This is a genomic window from Streptomyces bobili, assembly GCF_002154575.1.
Taxonomy (GTDB): Bacteria; Actinomycetota; Actinomycetes; order Streptomycetales; family Streptomycetaceae; genus Streptomyces; species Streptomyces bobili.
Genome location: NZ_MUBA01000168.1, coordinates 20,835 through 38,495 on the forward strand (window position 1 = coordinate 20,835; position 17,661 = coordinate 38,495).

At 70.8% G+C, this 17,661-nt stretch carries 15 protein-coding genes and 1 pseudogene; 6 read left to right on the forward strand and 10 right to left on the reverse strand.

The features are described 5' to 3' along the window. The first annotated feature begins 19 nt into the window (after nucleotides 1-19). Nucleotides 20-1,120, forward strand: a complete 1,101-nt coding sequence (locus BZL64_RS14510; RefSeq protein ID WP_086769599.1) for a calcium:cation antiporter — start codon at nucleotides 20-22, stop codon at nucleotides 1,118-1,120. Here the strand turns inward: BZL64_RS14510 and BZL64_RS14515 are convergent. Both BZL64_RS14515 and BZL64_RS14520 read right to left on the reverse strand, forming a co-directional pair. Then, the gene (locus BZL64_RS14515) at nucleotides 1,110-2,453 is read right to left on the reverse strand and encodes an MFS transporter (RefSeq protein WP_244205332.1); all 1,344 of its coding nucleotides are present in this window, start codon (nucleotides 2,451-2,453) and stop codon (nucleotides 1,110-1,112) included. The two genes, BZL64_RS14510 and BZL64_RS14515, sit on opposite strands and share 11 nt — an antisense overlap. Before the next feature lie 69 nt (nucleotides 2,454-2,522). Beyond that, the gene (locus BZL64_RS14520) at nucleotides 2,523-3,569 is read right to left on the reverse strand and encodes a S66 family peptidase (protein ID WP_086769600.1); all 1,047 of its coding nucleotides are present in this window, start codon (nucleotides 3,567-3,569) and stop codon (nucleotides 2,523-2,525) included. A 129-nt stretch (nucleotides 3,570-3,698) separates the two neighbouring features. On the opposite strand from BZL64_RS14520, the gene aroQ reads away from it, so the two are divergent. Continuing rightward, entirely contained in the window at nucleotides 3,699-4,172 is a 474-nt protein-coding gene (aroQ, locus tag BZL64_RS14525; RefSeq protein WP_086769601.1) for a type II 3-dehydroquinate dehydratase, read from the forward strand. Between the two features lie 88 nt (nucleotides 4,173-4,260). Here aroQ and BZL64_RS14530 read toward each other — a convergent pair whose 3' ends face one another. The 5 genes and pseudogenes from BZL64_RS14530 to BZL64_RS14550 form a co-directional block, all read right to left on the reverse strand. Continuing rightward, nucleotides 4,261-5,034 (reverse strand): amino acid ABC transporter ATP-binding protein, encoded by a 774-nt coding sequence (locus tag BZL64_RS14530; protein ID WP_086769602.1) that lies wholly within the window; start codon nucleotides 5,032-5,034, stop codon nucleotides 4,261-4,263. After that, the gene (locus tag BZL64_RS14535) at nucleotides 5,031-5,948 is read right to left on the reverse strand and encodes an amino acid ABC transporter permease (RefSeq protein ID WP_086769603.1); all 918 of its coding nucleotides are present in this window, start codon (nucleotides 5,946-5,948) and stop codon (nucleotides 5,031-5,033) included. Before BZL64_RS14535 ends, BZL64_RS14530 begins: the two co-directional genes overlap by 4 nt. After that, complete coding sequence (locus tag BZL64_RS14540) at nucleotides 5,945-6,829, reverse strand: ABC transporter substrate-binding protein (RefSeq protein ID WP_086769604.1); 885 nt, start codon at nucleotides 6,827-6,829, stop codon at nucleotides 5,945-5,947. The genes BZL64_RS14535 and BZL64_RS14540 overlap by 4 nt, the downstream gene beginning before the upstream one ends. 374 nt (nucleotides 6,830-7,203) lie before the next feature. Beyond that, nucleotides 7,204-7,392, reverse strand: a pseudogene (locus tag BZL64_RS14545) (MBL fold metallo-hydrolase); the annotation flags it as partial. A gap of 121 nt (nucleotides 7,393-7,513) precedes the next feature. Further along, nucleotides 7,514-8,137 carry a TetR/AcrR family transcriptional regulator gene (locus BZL64_RS14550; RefSeq protein WP_167396143.1) on the reverse strand — a complete coding sequence of 208 codons (624 nt, stop codon included), beginning with the start codon at nucleotides 8,135-8,137 and terminating at the stop codon, nucleotides 7,514-7,516. 136 nt (nucleotides 8,138-8,273) lie between these two features. Between BZL64_RS14550 and BZL64_RS14555 the strand changes: the two genes are divergently transcribed. The 3 genes from BZL64_RS14555 to BZL64_RS14565 all read left to right on the forward strand — a co-directional run bounded on the left by BZL64_RS14555 (nucleotide 8,274) and on the right by BZL64_RS14565 (nucleotide 11,291). Further along, nucleotides 8,274-8,480, forward strand: coding sequence for a hypothetical protein (locus BZL64_RS14555; protein ID WP_086769606.1), 207 nt, complete (start codon nucleotides 8,274-8,276; stop codon nucleotides 8,478-8,480). 68 nt (nucleotides 8,481-8,548) lie between these two features. Next, nucleotides 8,549-9,565 (forward strand): NAD(P)/FAD-dependent oxidoreductase, encoded by a 1,017-nt coding sequence (locus BZL64_RS14560; protein ID WP_086769607.1) that lies wholly within the window; start codon nucleotides 8,549-8,551, stop codon nucleotides 9,563-9,565. Nucleotides 9,566-9,659: 94 nt separating this feature from the next. Beyond that, a complete protein-coding gene (locus BZL64_RS14565; RefSeq protein WP_086769608.1) occupies nucleotides 9,660-11,291 on the forward strand; it encodes an MFS transporter in 1,632 nt (543 codons plus the stop codon). 485 nt (nucleotides 11,292-11,776) lie between these two features. Here BZL64_RS14565 and BZL64_RS14570 read toward each other — a convergent pair whose 3' ends face one another. Together BZL64_RS14570 and BZL64_RS14575 are read right to left on the reverse strand one after the other, a co-directional pair. Next, the gene (locus BZL64_RS14570; RefSeq protein ID WP_086769609.1) at nucleotides 11,777-12,430 is read right to left on the reverse strand and encodes an MBL fold metallo-hydrolase; all 654 of its coding nucleotides are present in this window, start codon (nucleotides 12,428-12,430) and stop codon (nucleotides 11,777-11,779) included. A gap of 10 nt (nucleotides 12,431-12,440) precedes the next feature. After that, nucleotides 12,441-13,127: a maleylpyruvate isomerase family mycothiol-dependent enzyme gene (locus tag BZL64_RS14575; protein WP_086769610.1), complete on the reverse strand. Its 687-nt coding sequence runs from the start codon at nucleotides 13,125-13,127 to the stop codon at nucleotides 12,441-12,443. A 221-nt stretch (nucleotides 13,128-13,348) separates the two neighbouring features. Between BZL64_RS14575 and uvrA the strand changes: the two genes are divergently transcribed. Then, complete coding sequence (gene uvrA / locus BZL64_RS14580; RefSeq protein WP_086769615.1) at nucleotides 13,349-16,393, forward strand: excinuclease ABC subunit UvrA; 3,045 nt, start codon at nucleotides 13,349-13,351, stop codon at nucleotides 16,391-16,393. 57 nt (nucleotides 16,394-16,450) lie between these two features. Here the strand turns inward: uvrA and BZL64_RS14585 are convergent, their stop codons facing one another. Then, the gene (locus BZL64_RS14585) at nucleotides 16,451-17,371 is read right to left on the reverse strand and encodes a carbohydrate kinase family protein (protein WP_086769611.1); all 921 of its coding nucleotides are present in this window, start codon (nucleotides 17,369-17,371) and stop codon (nucleotides 16,451-16,453) included. Nucleotides 17,372-17,661: the final 290 nt, after the last annotated feature.

A 17,661-nucleotide genomic window follows, 5' to 3' on the forward strand; every position in this document is an offset into this window, starting at 1 on the left:
GCTCTGCGACGATCACTGCATGATCGCTCGGCTCAGGTCGCACACGATCCGCTGGACGTCCGTCGTGCCCGCGCTCGCCGTCGTCCTGCTGATCCTGACCTGGGGCCGTGACCTCGCTCCGGTGGTCGTCGCCGTGATCACGGTCATCCTGGCCGGAGCCGTCCTGGCGGCCGTGCACCATGCCGAGGTCGTCGCCCACCGCGTCGGCGAGCCCTTCGGCTCCCTGGTGCTCGCGGTGGCCGTGACGATCATCGAGGTGGCGCTGATCGTCACCCTGATGGCGGACGGCGGTGACAAGGGCTCGACCCTCGCCAGGGACACGGTCTTCGCGGCCGTGATGATCACCTGCAACGGCATCGTCGGCCTGTGCCTCCTGGTCGCCTCCCTGCGCCACGGCACGGCGATCTTCAACCCCGAGGGCACCGGCGCCGCCCTGGCGACCGTCGCGACGCTGGCCACCCTCAGCCTGGTCCTGCCGACCTTCACCACCAGCAAACCGGGACCGGAGTTCTCCACCGTCCAGCTCACCTTCGCCGCCCTGTCCTCACTGATCCTCTACGGCCTGTTCGTGGCGACCCAGACCGTCCGGCACCGCGACTACTTCCTGCCGGTCCCCCGCGAGGGTGACGTGATCATCGGGGACGACCACGCCGCCGTACCCTCCTCACGGACCGCGGTGATCAGCCTGAGCCTGCTCGGCCTTGCCCTGATCGGCGTGGTGGGGCTCGCCAAAGGGGTCTCGCCCACGATCGAGGATGGCGTGGAGGCCGCCGGGCTGCCCCATGCCGTCGTCGGAGTGATCATCGCGCTGCTCGTGCTGCTCCCCGAGACCATCGCTGCGCTGCGCTCCGCCCGCCGCGACCGGGTGCAGACCAGCCTCAACCTCGCGCACGGCTCCGCGATGGCCAGCATCGGCCTGACCATCCCGGCCGTCGCCCTGGCTTCGCTCTGGCTCTCCGGCCCACTCGTCCTAGGCCTCGGCCCCACCCACATGGTGCTGCTCGCGCTCACTGTCGTCGTCAGCTCCCTGACCGTCGTACCGGGACGGGCCACGCCTCTCCAGGGCGGCGTGCATCTGGTGCTGTTGGCGGCGTATCTGGAGCTGGCGATCAATCCGTAGCGGCCAGGCCCCCGGCCCCGGCTTCGGTACCCGCCGTCGGCGCCGGCCGCGCCGCCGGCCGGGTCTCCGGCAACAGGGCGAAGCAGCCGAGGCTGAGCAGCGCGATGCCCGTCAGATAGGCACCCACTCCCCAGGGGACGCGCCCCGAGTGCTCGGCGAGTGCCGTCGCCGCGAGGGGCGTGAGCGCGCCGCCGAGGACCCCGCCGAGGTTGTAGCCGACCGCCGCCCCCGTGCAGCGGATCCTCGGCTCGTACAGTTCCGGCAGGTAGGCGGCGATGACGGCGAACATGGTGACGAACGCGAGCATGGCACCGAGGAAGCCCAGGAACATCGGCAGCGGCTCGCCCGTGCCCAGGAGGGCGACCAGGGGGAACATCCACAGCGCGGCGGCGGCGCAGCCGGCCAGGCACAACGGCCGCCGCCCGTAACGGTCGCCGAGCAGAGCCGCCACGGGGGTCAGCGCGCCCTTCACCACCACCGCGGCCATGATGCACGTCAGCATGACGGTACGGCTCACCCCGAGCCGTTCCGTCGCGTAGGCCAGCGACCAGGTCGTCACGGCGTAGAAGATCGCGTACCCGACGGCGAGTCCGCCGGCGGTCAGCAGGACGAGCCGCCAGTGGGAGCGGACCACCTCGACGAGCGGCACGCGCGCGGGGGCCTCGATCTCCAGGAACCGCGGGCTCTCGGGCAGCGACGACCTCAGCCACAGCCCGAGCACCGCCAGCACCCCCGCCGCCCAGAAGGGCACCCGCCAGCCCCACTGCGTGAACTGTGCCTCGGTCAGCGTCGCGGACAGCGCCAGCACGACCCCGTTGGCGAGCAGGAAACCCACCGCCGGCCCGATCTGCGGAAAGCTCGACCACAGCCCGCGCCGCTCGGCGGGCGCGTGCTCCGCCGTCAGCAGCACCGCGCCGCCCCACTCCCCGCCGAGTCCCAGCCCTTGCAGGAACCGCAGCACGAGCAGCAGCACGGGAGCCGCCACCCCGATCGAGCCGTACGTCGGCACGCATCCGACCGCGACCGTCGAGGCGCCCGTCAGCAGCAGGGAGACGACGAGGACCGGCCGGCGTCCGCGCCGGTCCCCGATGTGACCGAAGAGCACCGACCCCAGCGGCCGGGCCACGAAGCCCACCCCGAACGTCGCGAAGGCCGCCAGCGTTCCCGCCAGGGGCGAGAACGTCGGGAAGAACAGCGGTCCCAGGACGAGCGCGGCGGCCGTCCCGTAGACGAAGAAGTCGTAGAACTCGATGGCCGTCCCGGCGAGCGAGGCGGCCGCGAGCCGCGGCATGGAGGGCGTCTGTGCGTTGCTTACGGTGTGTACGTCGTGCATGCCGCGTCAACTACCCACCGTGACCGGGCGTTACGGGGGCGCACGGTGTCGCGACGCGTGTCGCGGGGCTCAGTAGGTGACGGTGATGCGCCGTTCCGGGCCGTCGACGCGGATAGTCCCGCCGTAGGGGAGGACGAGTTGCGGGTCCGTGTGACCGAAGTCCACGTCGAAGACCGCGAGGGTGTCGGGCGCATAGGTCTCGAGCGCGCTCAGAACGGCCTCGCGCTGCTCGACGGCGTACCGGGCGGCGTCCGCGGCGCTGTTGGGCTGCTCGAAGGACCAGGTCTTGGCACGGCCCATCAGCAATGCGGAGAACCGCTGGAGGAGGCCGCGCTCGCCCATGCTGCGCAGGGTCCGGAAGACCTCCGTGCCGCTGGGCATTTCCTCCGAGGTCTCCAGGAACAGCACGCCGCCGTCGTACACCGACAGGTCGTGGGAGACCTCGCGGTCGGCCATCAGGAGCCCGGCGAGGATCTCCAGGCAGCCGCCCCAGCCGCGGCCCTCGGCCACCCGGTCGGCGTTGTGCCAGATCCAGCCGGTGCCCGGCCGGGTCTCCGGTTCCGAGGCGAAGGTCGCCGGTTCGGCCCAGTCGCGGTTGATGTCGTTCCAGCGCTCGGCGGGCCGTAGTTCGTAGGAGCCAGAGGTGAACAGGGCCGCCCGCAGGGACTCCGCGGTCAGCGGGTCCATGGCCACCGGCCGCCCGAGCTGGACCATCACGGTGGCGCCGTGATAGCCGACGATTCCGGTGCTGTACAAGAACGCGAGCAGGTTGGTGTTGTCGCTCATCCCGAAGAACGGCTTCGGGTTGGCCCGGATCAACTCGCGGTCCAGCAGCGGCAGGACGGTGATCTGGTCGTCGCCGCCGATCGACGCGATGACCGCCTTGACGTCGGGGTCGGCGAAGGCCGCGTGGATGTCGTCGGCCCGCTCCTGGGGCGTCGCGCCCATCTTGCGGGTCGTCGGGTACTCGACCGGCTCCAGGCCGAACTCCTCGCGCAGCCGTTCCAGGCCCAGCTCGTGGGGGACCGGGAAGAGGCCCGGGAGGCCGGCGCCCGGCGAGAGGACGGCGATGCGGTCACCGGGCGAGGGCTTGGGAGGATACGACGGAGTGATCATGTCAAGAGGCTAGGGCTTTAGGCCCCGCTGTTTCACCTGATAAAAACCGGCTCCGACGCGCCGTGATAGACCGGGTCCGAGCAGCGGTCCGACGGGCCGCCCCACGCCGAACGGACCGGAGGAAACCCCGTGCCCCGCACCCTGGCCAACGCCCCCATCATGATTCTCAACGGCCCCAATCTGAACCTGCTGGGGCAGCGCCAGCCGGAGATCTACGGCTCCGACACGCTCGCCGACGTCGAGGAGCTCTGCGCGAAGGCAGCGGCGGCGCACGGCGGCACGGTGGACTTCCGCCAGTCCAACCACGAGGGCGAGCTGGTGGACTGGATCCACGAGGCACGGCAGAACCACTGCGGTGTCGTGATCAACCCCGGCGCCTACTCGCACACGTCGATCGCGATTCTCGACGCGCTCAACACCTGCGACGGACTTCCGGTGCTGGAGGTCCATATCTCCAACATCCACCAGCGGGAGTCCTTCCGGCACCACTCGTACGTGTCCCTGCGCGCCGACGGTGTCATCGCGGGCTGCGGAGTGCAGGGTTACGTGTTCGCCGTGGAGCGCGTCGCCGCGCTGGCGGGGGCAGGCCAGGCGAGCACCTGAGCACGGGGCCACCCGTAAGCACCGGTCACGCGTAGGCACCGGTCACGGTAAGCACCGGCCTCCGGGCGGGCGCCCCTTACCGGTGTACTCAGAGGCGTCCCGCCTCCACGATCCGCCGCAGGAAGCGCCGGGTGCGCTCCTGCCGGGGATCGCCGAAGACCTGCTCGGGGGTGCCGTGCTCCAGCACCACGCCGCCGTCCAGGAAGCAGACCTGGTCGGCGACCTCGCGCGCGAAGCCCATCTCGTGCGTGGCCAGCACCATGGTCATGCCGTCGCCCTTCAAGTCCCGCACCACGTCGAGGACCTCGCCCACCAGCTCCGGGTCGAGTGCCGCGGTGATCTCGTCGAACAGCAGCAGCCGGGGACGTACGGCCAGGGCGCGCACGATGGCGACACGCTGCTGCTGGCCGCCGCTGAGCCGGTCCGGGTACGCGCCCGCCTTCCCGCCCAGTCCGAGCCGCTCCAGCAGCCCCCTGGCGTGTTCCTCGGCTTCCGCGCGGGCGACCCCGTGCACCCGGCGAGGAGCGAGCGTGATGTTCTCCAGCACCGTCATGTGCGGAAACAGGTTGTACGCCTGGAAGACCACGCCGATACGGCGCCGTACCGCGTCCGGGTCGGTACGCGGGTCGGTGATCTCCTCGCCGTCCAGCCAGATCGCCCCGTCGTCGATGTCCTCCAGCAGGTTGGCGCAGCGCAGCAGCGTGGACTTGCCGGAGCCGGAGGCACCGATCAGCGCGGTCACGGTGTGCGGGGCGACCTCCAGGTCGACGTCCCGCAGGACGACCGAGTCGCCGAAGGTCTTGCGGACGGCCTCCATCCGCAGCACGGGGGAGCCGTCGGGGGACGCGGGCGCGTCGCTCATGTCGTTCCTCCCTGGGCCCGCTGACGGTCCATCCGGGCCGTCACCCAGTCCGTGAACCGGGTCATCGGGATCGTCAGCGCCACGAAGACCAGCCCCGCGACGATGTACGGCGTGTAGTTCAGGCTGCGGCCCGCGATGATGTCCGCCGCGCGTACGGCGTCGATGGCGCCGCCGATCGACACCAGCCCGGTGTCCTTCTGGAGGGACACCAGGTCGTTCAGCAGCGGCGGCACCTGACGCCGCACGGCCTGGGGGAGCACGACGTACCGCAGGGCCTGCCGGTTGCTGAGGCCCAGCGAGCGGGCCGCGGCGCGCTGCGAGGGGTGGACGGACTCGATACCGGCCCGGAACACCTCGGCCACGTACGCCGAGTACGTCAGCGTCAGGGCCGTACCGCCGAGCAGGACGGGGTCGACGGTCACGCCCTGGAGGCGCAGGGCCGGCACGCCCAGCACCACGATCATCAGGTTGATGATCAGCGGCAGACCGCGGAAGAAGTCGGTGTAGGCCGCCGCGAGCACCCGCAGCGGGAAGAAGACGGGGCCGCGCAGGGTGCGGGCGACGGCGATGAGCATGCCGAGGACCAGGACGGCGGCTCCGCAGACGAGCAGCAGCCGGACGTTCAGCCACAGCCCTTCGAGCACCTTGGGGAACGCCTCGCGCGCGTACTGCCCGTCGAAGAACGTCTCCTTGGTGCGCTGCCAGCCGGGCGCGCTCACCACGACCAGGTAAAGGACGACGCCGGTCACCAGGGTGGAGGCCGCGGCGATCGCCGTCGCGCGGCGGGTACGCGCGCGTCGGTGGCGCTCGCGCTCCAGCCGCCGCGGCGAGGGCACGTACCCGTCGCCCGCGGGTTCCGTGCCGCCCTTGTCGTCGGCTCCCTCAGGCTCCGACTGCTCCTTGACGAGCGTCACTTGAGTACCGGCGCGTCGACGGCGTCGGAGAGCCACCGCTGCTCGATCCTCGCCAGGGTGCCGTTCTCGCGGAGGGCGTCCACGGCGTCCGTCACGCAGGGAGTGAGCGCGCTGCCCTTGTCGAGCACGAGCCCGAACTGCTCCGGCGTACCGCCCTTGTTCGCGAACTGTCCGACGATCCGGGCGTCCGTGACCTCGGCCGCGGTGATGTAGAAGGCGGTCGGGAGGTCGGTGACGATGGCGTCGACCTGGCCGTTCTTCAGCGCGGACTTGGCCTGGTCGTTCTTCGCGTAGACGGCCGCGGCCCCGGTCGGCTTCACCACGTCGTCGATGTACTCGAGGCTGGTGGTGCCGACCTGGGCGCCGAGCTTGAGGCCCTTGAGGTCGGCGATGCTCTTCGCGTTCGCGGCCTTGGAGCCCTTCAGCGCGATGACGGCCTGGCGCACGTCGTAGTAGCCGGACGAGAAGTCCACGGCCTTCCTGCGCTCGTCGCTGATCGACACCTGGTTGATGTCGAAGTCGAAGGTCTTCACCCCGGGCGCGAACGCCTTGTTGAACGGCACGCTCTGCCAGACGACGGCGCTCTTGTCGTATCCGAGCTGCTCGGCCACCGCGTACGCCACCGCCGACTCGAAGCCCTCACCGCTCTCGGGCTTGCCGTCCTTGAACCACGGCTCGTACGCGGGTTCGTCGGTGGCGATCGTCAGGGTGCCGGAGGTCTCGGTGGCCAACTTGCCCTTGGCGCAGGTGTCCGCGGTGGAACCGGACGGCGAGGCGGCCGCCTTCTCCTCCGGCTGCGGTGCGCAGCCGACGGCGGTGGCGAGGAGGGCGACGGTGAGGCCGGCGACAGCGCGGCGCAGACTACGAGAGGCAGGACGCATGGCGGGAGACTGGCAGTGAACGACGTGTTTGTCGAGGTCACAGGCGTGTCTTCCCGCATGGTGGGAACGGGTGTTGCGGGCGTGTGAACACGGGGGACCAGAACGCGCCGGGGCCGCCGGTCGAGGGCGGGGAACGAGACCGGCGGCCCGTCCGCGCCGGAGCCGTCGTCCCGCGCGGGGCTGCCACCAGTTGACCGCGCCGTCAGGCGCGCGGGGAGCGCGCGCGAGCTGTCGGCGCGTGCGCGGCTTTCACACGGGGCGCGCATGCCGACGGTTCGCGCCCCGAGTGCCGTGCAGACACCGACGCCGGTACGCACCGACGCACGTACCCGCGACGCCCGCACGCACCTGACGTCAGAGGTGGGCGGCGCGATTCACCACCCGCGCGCGTGCCACTCCGGCAGGTGCGGGCGCTGGTCGCCCAGGGTGGTGTCGTTGCCGTGTCCCGGATAGACCCAGGTCTCGTCCGGGAGCACGCCGAAGATCTTCGTCTCGACGTCGTGGATCAGCCGGGCGAACGCCTCGGGGTCCTTGCGGGTGTTACCCACACCACCCGGGAACACCACAGCACGCGCCAACACACGAGGTCACGGCGGCGCGTAAACCTACGGGCCGTGCCTCCGCGGCGTCGAAGTGGGCGCGACCGCATCAGATGCCTGTGCAATGAGGCCGGCCGTGCTCTTCTCAGCGGTGGCGCGGGCGAGGTAGCAAGGCGAACGCGCTCTCCGCAATCGAGGTCAGGCGGGCGGGACTGTGGCCGTACGCGCCGACGACATCGCTCCCGCGGATGATGGTCAGCAGAAGGTACGCAAGGTCGTCGGGATCCGCGTCGGGGTCGATGTCGCCGTTGCGCTGCGCCGCTCGCACACACTCGGCCACCGCCGTCGCGAGCACGGAGAAGCAGTCGTTGGCCAGGCGTTTCACCTCGGAGTCGGAGGCGCCGATCTCCAGGGCCATCTTGGCGGCGAAGCAGGCCGCCGCCGCCCGGTCAGGGGCGGGGGGTACGTCGGCGGCGAGTGGCACCCCGTGGACGGCGCGGAGCAAGTACGCGTGCAGTCGTTCCAGGGCACCCTCGTCCGGTCCGGCGAGCGCCTTCGGCGCAAACTGCCCCAGCCGGGCGAAGTAGCCGGCCATCGCCTGCAGCAGCACCCCGTGCTTGCCGTCGAACGCGGCGTAGAGGCTGCCGCGGCCCAGGCCGGTGGCGGCGCTGATGTCGTCGACGCTCGTGCCGTTGTAGCCCGAAGTGCGGAACTGCCGCTCGGCGGCGTGGAGGACGTGGTCGGGGTCGAAGCTTCGTGGTCTCGCCATACATCGAAGGTAAAGCCGACCCAACGTATTTGACAACCCAGTACAGAACTACCTAGGTTTCTGACTGTTCAGTACACAACGGTCCTGAGCTCACCGGACAGGCTGCGTGCACGCCTGGCGCGATTGAGGGCAACCCATGCCTTTGAACTCCTCCGCGCCGCCCGGCGTTGCGACGCCTTCCAGGCCGGCAAGGCACGGTCTGACCCTCGCGATCCTGGCGACGGCGAGTTTCATCGCCGTACTGGATCTGTACATCACGAACGTCCCCAGCAAACCGGGGCCGAACTCTCTACAACAGCCCAAGACGGTCGCCGACCACATCTTCGGCTTTCTGAACAGCTGACCCCCCTCCCACCACCCAGAACTCGAAGGGTTGACCGAACCATGACTGACAAGGAAAGGCAGGAGGCCATGGCTGTGGCGACTCCTCCGTACGGGAGCGACGCACTGGCCGGGGGGACCGTCGACGCGGTGGTGATCGGCGGGGGCGCCGCGGGGCTGAACGGTGCACTGATCCTCGCCCGCTCCCGCCGCTCGGTCGTCGTGATCGACAGCGGTTCCCCGCGCAACGCGCCCGCGGAGGCCGTGCACGGCTTCATCGTCTTGGACGGCACCCCGCCGTCCGAGATCCTTCGACGGGGCCGGGAGCAGGTGCGCCAGTACGGCGGACGCGTCGTGTTCGGCGAGGTGGTCTCGGCCGAGTCCGCCGCCCCGTCGGCGGAAGGGGACCTGCGGTTCACCGTCACCCTGGCCGACGGCCGCAGCATCACCGCTCGCCGCATCCTGGTGGCCACCGGCCTCACGGATGTGTTGCCGGAGGTGCCCGGGCTCGCCGAGCACTGGGGGCACAGTGTGGTGCACTGCCCGTACTGCCACGGCTGGGAGGTGCGCGACGAGCCCATCGGCATCCTCGCCACCGGCCCGGCCTCCATCGGCCACGCGTTTCTGTTCCGTCAGCTGACCGAGGACCTGACCTACTTCACCCACGGCACTGACCTGGACGAGGACAGCCGCGCCCGCTTCGCCGCCCGCGGCATCCGCGTCATCGACACCCCGGTCACCGAGGTCGTCAACGACGAGGACGGTGCCCTCGCCGGGGTGCGCCTGGCCGACGGCCAGGTCGTGGCCCGCCGCGTCGTCGCGGTCGCCTCGCCTATGCAGGCCCGCACCCAGGGTCTGGAAGGTCTGGGCCTGCCGGTGCGGGACCTGCCGACGGGCCGCGGTTTCGCCTCCGGTATGGCCGGCACCACCGAGGTGCCAGGTGTGTGGGTGGCCGGCAACGCCACCGATCTGGTCGCCCAGGTCGGGGCCTCCGCAGCGGCCGGCGCACTGGCCGGCGCCGACATCAACAGGATGCTGGCCATCGCGGACACCGACGCGGCCCTCCAGAGGATCGCCGGGGGAAGCCCACAAGGGGCCACAGGATGATCTTGAAGCCCGAAGATCTCAGCCCGTCGCCCGCTCGCTTCACGGGCAATTAAGTGATTCCGCTCGTCCGCCCCGTCCCTCTCAGGAGCTACTGATGCCCTTCCTTGCAAACACCCCCGTGGAGAAGATGACCGGGCCGTACGCGCGGCGCTGGTGGGCGCTGCTCGTGCTGTGCCTGAGCCTGCTGATCACGGTGATGGCGAACACGTCGCTGATCGTCGCCGCCCCCGACATGACCACCGACCTGGGCCTGAGCAGCAGTGATCTGCAGTGGGTCGTCGACTCCTACACCGTTCCGTACGCGGCGCTGATGCTGGTGCTGGGCGCGATCGGCGACAAGTACAGCCGGCGCGGCGCGCTGGTGCTGGGTCTGCTGATCTTCGCCGGCGGTTCGGTGATGGGGAGCATGGTCGACGAGACCTCGCTGGTCATCGTGGCCCGCGCGATCATGGGTGTGGGTGCCGCGGTCGTGATGCCGGCCACGCTGTCCCTGGTGGTCGCGACCTTCCCCCGGAGTGAGCGGGCCAAGGCCATCACCGCCTGGGCCGCGACCTCCGGGGTGGCGGTAGCCGTCGGCCCGCTGGTCTCCGGCTGGCTGCTCGAGGACCACGCCTGGGGCTCGACCTTCCTGATCAACGTGCCGATCGCCGTCCTCGCCGTGTTCGGCGTGCTCACCCTGGTACCGCCGTCCAAGGCGGAGGGCATGGGCCGGATCGACTACGTCGGTGGTCTGCTGTCGATCGTCACCGTCGGCTCCCTGATCTACGCCGCCATCGAGGGCCCGCACTCCGGCTGGGGCGTCGGCCCCGTCACCGCCGCCGTGGTCGCCGGTGCCGGTCTGGTCGCCTTCGTCGCCTGGGAGCTGCGGCACCCGCAGCCGATGCTGGACGTCCGAAAGTTCGCGCTGCGGCCCTTCAGCGGCTCGATGCTCGCGGTGATGTTCTTCTTCTTCGGTATGTTCGCCGTGATCTACTACTCGACGCAGTTCCTGCAGTTCGTCCTCGGCTACGGCGCCCTGGACACGGGTGTACGGCTGCTGCCGCTGGGCGGCGCGGTGTTCCTCGGGTCCGCGCTGACCGGGATGCTCACCCCGAAGCTCGGGGTGAAGCCGATGGTCGTGACCGGCCTGGCCATCGGCACGGCGGGCATGTTCCTGCTCACCCAGATCGACAAGGGCTCGACGTACGGGGACCTCCTGGCGCCGCTGATGATGCTGGGCCTCGCGCTCGGACTGGCCATCTCCCCGGCGACCGACACGATCATGGGTTCCTTCCCCGAGTCCGAGCTGGGCGTCGGCGGCGGTGTCAACGACACCGCGCTGGAGCTGGGCGGGGCACTGGGCATCGCGGTGCTGGGCTCGCTGCTGGGCACGGCCTACCGGGACGAGCTGACCGACCTGGTGGGCAACCGGCTCCCGGCGGAGGCGATGGAGACCGCCAGGGATTCGGTCGGCGCCGGCCTGGCCGTCGCGGAGCGGGTCGCGCAGGATCCCGCCGCCGGGCCCCAGCAGGCCCAGGCCGCCGTGGACGCCGTCCACCAGGCCTTCGCCCACGGAGTCGCCCAGACCAGCCTCATCGGCGGGATCATCATGGCCGCCGGAACACTGATCGTCCTCGCGATCCTGCCGGGCCGGCGCGGCTTCGCGAAGCAGAGCGCCGAGCCGGGGGCCGGGACGACGGCGAACGAGACGGCGACTGCGCGGGAGCACACCGGGGCCACCCACTAGATCGTCGGCGGGGCGTCCACTACACCGCCGGGGACGCGTCCGCCGGGTCGCCTCCGCCGGATCGCCCGCCAGGCGCGTCGGCCAGGAGCCCGGCGGCGCGAGACGCGCAGGGCGCGGGCGTGGTCCACGGCCACGGCCACGCGGATCCTCTGCCGGAACACCTCACCTTCCTCGGCCTCCGGGCCGCCCCGGGCTCTCCTGCGGGGCGGCCCGGAGGCCAAGGGCCGTGAGGTGACAGCGGCGGTCGCAGCCCGCTTGAGCGCGGCCTCCAGCTGCGTGCGGGTGATTCGAGCCCGTAGTACGGCTGGGAGCCGAAGGGATGGATTGCGGAGAAGTGGGAGGTTCCGCTGCCTGCCAGGTGAACCCGGCCCGGCAGACCGCAGCCCATGCAACAGTCCCCCTGATCATGGCGGTCACCGCTGCCGGCGTCGGTGACGGTGCTCTGGAGGCCACCGTCCGTGGGGCATGACGCTCCCCGAGCGCGGTTACCAGCCTCGTGCGCGCCACTCCGCGAGGTGGGGCCGCTCCGTGCCGAGGGTGGTGTCGTTGCCGTGGCCGGGGTAGATCCATGTCTCGTCGGGCAGGACGTCGAACAGCTTGGTCTCCAGGCCGTTCATCAGGGAGTCGAACTCTGCGGCCTGTGTTGTCCGGCCAGGGCCCCCCGGGAAGAGACAGTCGCCCGTGAACACGTGCGGATGTCCGTGCGGGTCGTCGTACACGAGGGCGATCGAGCCCGGCGTGTGGCCGACGAGGTGGCGCGCGGTGAGCGGCACATCGCCGACCCGGATCACGTCGCCGTCGTCGACCAGGACGTCCGTCGGCACCGGAATGCCCTCGGCGTCCTCCCGGCCCGCGTACGTGCGCGCGCGGGTGGCCGCGACGACCTCGGCGAGCGCCTGCCAGTGATCTCCGTGCTGATGAGTGGTGACGACGGAGGCGATGCCGTCGTCACCGATCATGCCGAGCAGCGTGCGCGCGTCGTTCGCCGCGTCGATCAGCAGCTGCTCGTCCGTGGCCCGGCAACGCAGAAGGTAGGCGTTGTTGTCCATCGGGCCGACCGCGATCTTGGTGATCATCAGGTCCTTCAGCTCGTGCACGTCCGCCGAGCCGCCGACCCGCACCTCTCCGCTGTACGTCATGACCGCCAGCCTATAGCGGGGGCAGGACCGGGAGTGGACCGCCGTGGACGGTCAGCGGGGAGCCGTCGCGGCGCCCTGCGAGCCAGCCCAGGAGGTCGGCACCGGACCCGGTGACGGTCACCTCGGGGCTGTCCGCCTCGCGGCCGGTGCGCCACACGCGCGTGCCGTCCGTGAGCTGTGCAGCCGCCACGTCGGTGTGGCCGCCGAACCGCTCCGCCAGGAAGTCGATCTCCCGTACGGCGAAGTCCTCCGGCAGGTCCTCCAGCTCGTAGCCGATCCCGAGGTCCACGTGGTGCAGCTCCACCTCGATCCACCGCCGGAACGGCACCCTCGCCGCGGTGTCGGTGACGCCGTTGCGCAGCTCGACCGTGCGTGACCAGTCCGCGGGGACGGCGCCGGCCTCCTGGAAGCGGGCGGCGCTGTCCCGCAGGTCCGTGAGCTGGACGTCCAGGGGGCGGGGGGCGTCCCGCTCGATGTCGGCGTCCCGCGCGACGGCGTCCGCGTACATGGGGCGGCCCTGGAGGACGTTCACCAGGGCGTCGGCGTTCCGGGCGAGATGGGCGAGGACGTGGCTGCGGCTCCAGCCGGGCAGGCGTGACGACTGCGTCACGGACGCGTTGTCCAGCTTGGCGACTGCGGTGAGCAGCCGCTCCGTCGCGTCACGTACAGACTCCAGGTCATGAGCGTGATCAATCATGGTGCTGACCCTAGCTCCGCCACACCTTCGGGTGAAGGTGGCTGACAACCCCCGTGAATCGAATGTACGTGCTATAGGGTCGGTGACGGCGTCGGGCATGCTGGATGGCAGGGGATTGTTGTCAACCGTGAATCCGACCGGCGTTGTCAGTGGCTCCCCCTAGTCTGAGAAGGACGGGGGCCCCGCCCCTGTCACTTCTCTCAAGAAAGGTGCGGACCGGCGTGGCCGACCGTCTCATCGTCCGTGGCGCGCGCGAGCACAACCTCAAGAATGTCTCGCTCGACCTGCCGCGCGACTCGCTCATCGTCTTCACGGGCCTGTCGGGGTCGGGCAAGTCCTCGCTGGCCTTCGACACGATCTTCGCCGAGGGGCAGCGGCGCTACGTCGAGTCCCTCTCCTCCTACGCCCGCCAGTTCCTCGGCCAGATGGACAAGCCGGACGTCGACTTCATCGAGGGGCTCTCCCCGGCGGTCTCCATCGACCAGAAGTCGACCTCGCGCAACCCGCGCTCCACGGTCGGCACCATCACCGAGGTCTACGACTACCTGCGTCTGCTCTTCGCGCGCATCGGCAAGCCGCACTGTCCCGAGTGCGGACGCCCCATCTCGCGCCAGTCGCCGCAGGCCATCGTCGACAGGGTGCTGGAGCTGCCCGAGGGCAGCCGCTTCCAGGTCCTGTCGCCGCTGGTCCGCGAGCGCAAGGGCGAGTTCGTCGACCTGTTCGCCGATCTCCAGACCAAGGGTTACAGCCGCGCGCGGGTGGACGGTGAGACCGTCCAGCTCTCCACCCCGCCCACGCTGAAGAAGCAGGAGAAGCACACCATCGAGGTGGTCATCGACCGCCTCACGGTGAAGGAGTCCGCCAAGCGCCGGCTCACCGACTCCGTCGAGACCGCCCTCGGACTGTCCGGCGGCATGGTCGTGCTCGACTTCGTCGACCTCCCCGAGGACGACCCCGAGCGCGAGCGCATGTACTCCGAGCACCTGTACTGCGCCTACGACGACCTGTCCTTCGAGGAGATGGAGCCCCGCTCCTTCTCCTTCAACTCGCCCTTCGGCGCCTGCCCCGACTGCTCCGGCATCGGCACGCGCATGGAGGTCGACCCCGAGCTGATCGTCCCCGACGAGGACAAGTCCCTCGACGAGGGCGCCATCCACCCCTGGTCCCACGGGCACACCAAGGACTACTTCGGCCGCCTGATCGGGGCCCTCGCGGAGGCGCTCGGTTTCCGGACCGACATCCCCTTCGCGGGCCTGCCGCAGCGCGCCCGCAAGGCCCTCATGCACGGCCACAAGACGCAGATCGAGGTCCGCTACCGCAACCGGTACGGCCGCGAGCGTGTGTACACGACGCCGTTCGAGGGCGCCGTTCCCTTCGTGAAGCGCCGGCACAGCGAGGCCGAGAGCGACACCAGCCGTGAGCGCTTCGAGGGCTACATGCGCGAGGTGCCCTGCCCGACCTGCGAGGGAACGCGCCTCAAGCCGATCGTCCTCGCGGTCACGGTCATGGAGAAGTCCATCGCCGAGGTCGCCGCGATGTCGATCAGCGACTGCGCGGAGTTCCTGGGCGCGATGAAGCTCGACCCGCGCGACAAGAAGATCGCCGAGCGCGTCCTGAAGGAGGTCAACGAGCGACTCCGGTTCCTCGTCGACGTCGGCCTGGACTACCTCTCGCTCAACCGCGCCGCCGGCACGCTCTCCGGCGGCGAGGCCCAGCGCATCCGCCTGGCCACCCAGATCGGCTCCGGCCTCGTCGGCGTGCTGTACGTCCTCGACGAGCCGTCCATCGGTCTGCACCAGCGCGACAACCACCGGCTGATCGAGACCCTCGTCAGGCTGCGCGACATGGGCAACACGCTCATCGTCGTCGAGCACGACGAGGACACCATCAAGGTCGCCGACTGGATCGTCGACATCGGCCCCGGCGCCGGTGAGCACGGTGGCAAGGTCGTGCACAGCGGCTCCCTGAAGGAGCTGCTGGTCAACGACGAGTCGCAGACCGGGCAGTACCTGTCCGGCAGGAAGTCGATCCCGCTGCCCGGCATCCGCCGACCGCTCGACCCGTCCCGGCAGCTCACGGTGCGCGGCGCCCGCGAGAACAACCTGCGGGACATCGACGTCTCCTTCCCGCTGGGCGTCTTCACCGCGGTCACGGGCGTGTCCGGCTCCGGCAAGTCGACCCTGGTCAACGACATCCTGTACACGCACCTGGCCCGGGAACTGAACGGCGCGAGGAACGTGCCGGGACGCCACACGCGCGTGGACGGCGACGACCTCGTCGACAAGGTCGTCCACGTCGACCAGTCGCCCATCGGCCGCACCCCCCGGTCGAACCCGGCGACCTACACCGGCGTCTTCGACCACGTCCGCAAGCTGTTCGCCGAGACCACCGAGGCGAAGGTCCGCGGCTACATGCCCGGCCGCTTCTCCTTCAACGTCAAGGGCGGCCGCTGCGAGAACTGCGCGGGCGACGGCACCATCAAGATCGAGATGAACTTCCTCCCGGACGTCTACGTCCCGTGCGAGGTCTGCCACGGCGCCCGCTACAACCGGGAGACCCTGGAGGTCCACTACAAGGGCAAGTCCATCGCCGAGGTCCTGAACATGCCGATCGAGGAGGCGACCGAGTTCTTCGCGGCCGTCCCCGCGATCGCCCGTCACCTCAACACCCTCAAGGACGTCGGCCTCGGCTACGTCCGCCTCGGCCAGTCCGCGACCACCCTGTCCGGCGGTGAGGCACAGCGCGTCAAGCTCGCCAGCGAGCTGCAGCGCCGCTCCACCGGCCGCACGGTCTACGTCCTGGACGAACCGACCACGGGCCTGCACTTCGAGGACATCAGCAAGCTCCTCAAGGTCCTCTCCGGTCTCGTCGAGAAGGGCAACACGGTCATCGTCATCGAGCACAACCTCGATGTGATCAAGACCGCCGACTGGGTCGTCGACATGGGCCCCGAGGGCGGCGCGGGCGGCGGCATCGTCGTCGCCGAGGGCACGCCGGAGGAGGTGGCGGGGATCCCGGCCAGCCACACCGGCAAGTTCCTGCGCGAGGTCCTCGGCGACCGCGTCAGTGACGCGGAGCCGGTGAAGGCCCCGCGCCGGGCGGCGGCGAAGAAGGCGGTCGCGGCCAAGGCGACGGCGCGAAAGACGGCCACCGCAAGGGCGACCACCACGGCGACGACTCGGGCGACCGCCGACAGTCCGGCGGCGAAGAAGGCCGCCGGGGCCACGACGAAGACGGCTGCCGCGAAGAAGACAGCACAGAAGTAGGACGCCGCACAGGCGGGCGGGCGCCCCGCGGGAAACCTCCCGCGGGGCGCCCGCCGTTCACAGCTCGCCGAGCTCGCCGAGCTCGGCGGCGTACGGCGGTTCCGCGCCGGCCCGCGAGCAGGTGACCGCCGCCGCGCGGGCCGCGAAGCGCAGCAGCCGTTGCCAGCCGTCGTGGCCCAGGTCCGCGACGGCCGCCGGCGACAGCGCGTCCTGGACCGAAAGGGCGTGCAGCAGCGCCGCGTTCACGGTGTCGCCGGCACCGATGGTGTCCACGACGTCGACCTTCTCGCCGGGCACCGGGTACACGGAGCCGTCCTGGGTGAAGGCGGTCAGCCCGTCACCCCCGTGCGTGATCACCACGGCGGCGGGCCCGGCGGCCAGCCACTCGCGCGGGGTGCCGCCCAGCCAGAGGGCGTCCTCCTCGGAGAGCTTGAGCAGGGACACCGAGGGCAGCCAGCTCCTGAAGCGGGCTCGGTAGGCGTCGGCGTCGGGGATCAGACCGGGCCTGACGTTCGGGTCCAGGGTGGTGAACACGCCCTGCCCCGCCGAGGTTCGCAGCAGCTCCTCGTACGCGCTCGCGCCCGGCTCCAGGACGAGCGAGCAGGTGCCGAAGGACACCGCTCGGGTTCCGGCGGGCAGCCCGGCCGGGGCGGTGAACAGCCGGTCGGCGGTGCCCTCCACGTAGAAGGAGTAGGCGGCCGAGCCGTTCCCGTCGAGCGTGGCGACGGCGAGGGTGGTCGGCTCAGGGCCGCGCTGCACCGCCGACACGTCCACTCCCGAGTCCCGCAGCCTGTCGAGGAGCGCCTCGCCGAAGGCGTCGTAGGAGATACGTGAGCAGAAGGCGGTGGGGGAGCCGAGGCGGCCCAGGGCCACGGCCGTGTTGAACGGGCCGCCGCCCAGGGCCGGCCGCAGGGCCGCGAGGGCACCCGAGCCCTTCGGTACCAGGTCGATCAGGGCCTCACCGGCGACGACGATCACGGGGCGGTTCCTCTCTCCGGTGGCTCGGTGAGCCCACCGCTCGGCTGTCGGTGACCCAGGGTGCCATGGGCCTCGCGCGCCTCAGGGGCTTCTCGAAGTCGCCGAGGCGGCCCTTCACGTCCGCACAACCCTGCGCGCTCCTTCGCAACCTCCGGCACAACCCGCCGCATTCCGTGGCAACCCGACGCCGTCTGTCCTGATCCCTGCCGGTATCGTGCGCCGGGCGGCGACCCGCGCATGCCGCCGGCGCCGTACGGCCGCCCCACGGCCCGCCCGTCCCCCCTCCCGAC

Coding starts and splice junctions, on each gene's coding strand:
- BZL64_RS14515 (WP_244205332.1), bottom strand. CDS start 2,453: ATGCACGACGTACACACCGTAAGCAACGCACAGACGCCCTCCATGCCG.
- BZL64_RS14560 (WP_086769607.1), top strand. CDS start 8,549: ATGGCTGTGGCGACTCCTCCGTACGGGAGCGACGCACTGGCCGGGGGG.
- BZL64_RS14520 (WP_086769600.1), bottom strand. CDS start 3,569: ATGATCACTCCGTCGTATCCTCCCAAGCCCTCGCCCGGTGACCGCATC.
- BZL64_RS14510 (WP_086769599.1), top strand. CDS start 20: ATGATCGCTCGGCTCAGGTCGCACACGATCCGCTGGACGTCCGTCGTG.
- BZL64_RS14540 (WP_086769604.1), bottom strand. CDS start 6,829: ATGCGTCCTGCCTCTCGTAGTCTGCGCCGCGCTGTCGCCGGCCTCACC.
- BZL64_RS14550 (WP_167396143.1), bottom strand. CDS start 8,137: ATGGCGAGACCACGAAGCTTCGACCCCGACCACGTCCTCCACGCCGCC.
- BZL64_RS14570 (WP_086769609.1), bottom strand. CDS start 12,430: ATGACGTACAGCGGAGAGGTGCGGGTCGGCGGCTCGGCGGACGTGCAC.
- BZL64_RS14555 (WP_086769606.1), top strand. CDS start 8,274: ATGCCTTTGAACTCCTCCGCGCCGCCCGGCGTTGCGACGCCTTCCAGG.
- BZL64_RS14530 (WP_086769602.1), bottom strand. CDS start 5,034: ATGAGCGACGCGCCCGCGTCCCCCGACGGCTCCCCCGTGCTGCGGATG.
- BZL64_RS14565 (WP_086769608.1), top strand. CDS start 9,660: ATGCCCTTCCTTGCAAACACCCCCGTGGAGAAGATGACCGGGCCGTAC.
- BZL64_RS14575 (WP_086769610.1), bottom strand. CDS start 13,127: ATGATTGATCACGCTCATGACCTGGAGTCTGTACGTGACGCGACGGAG.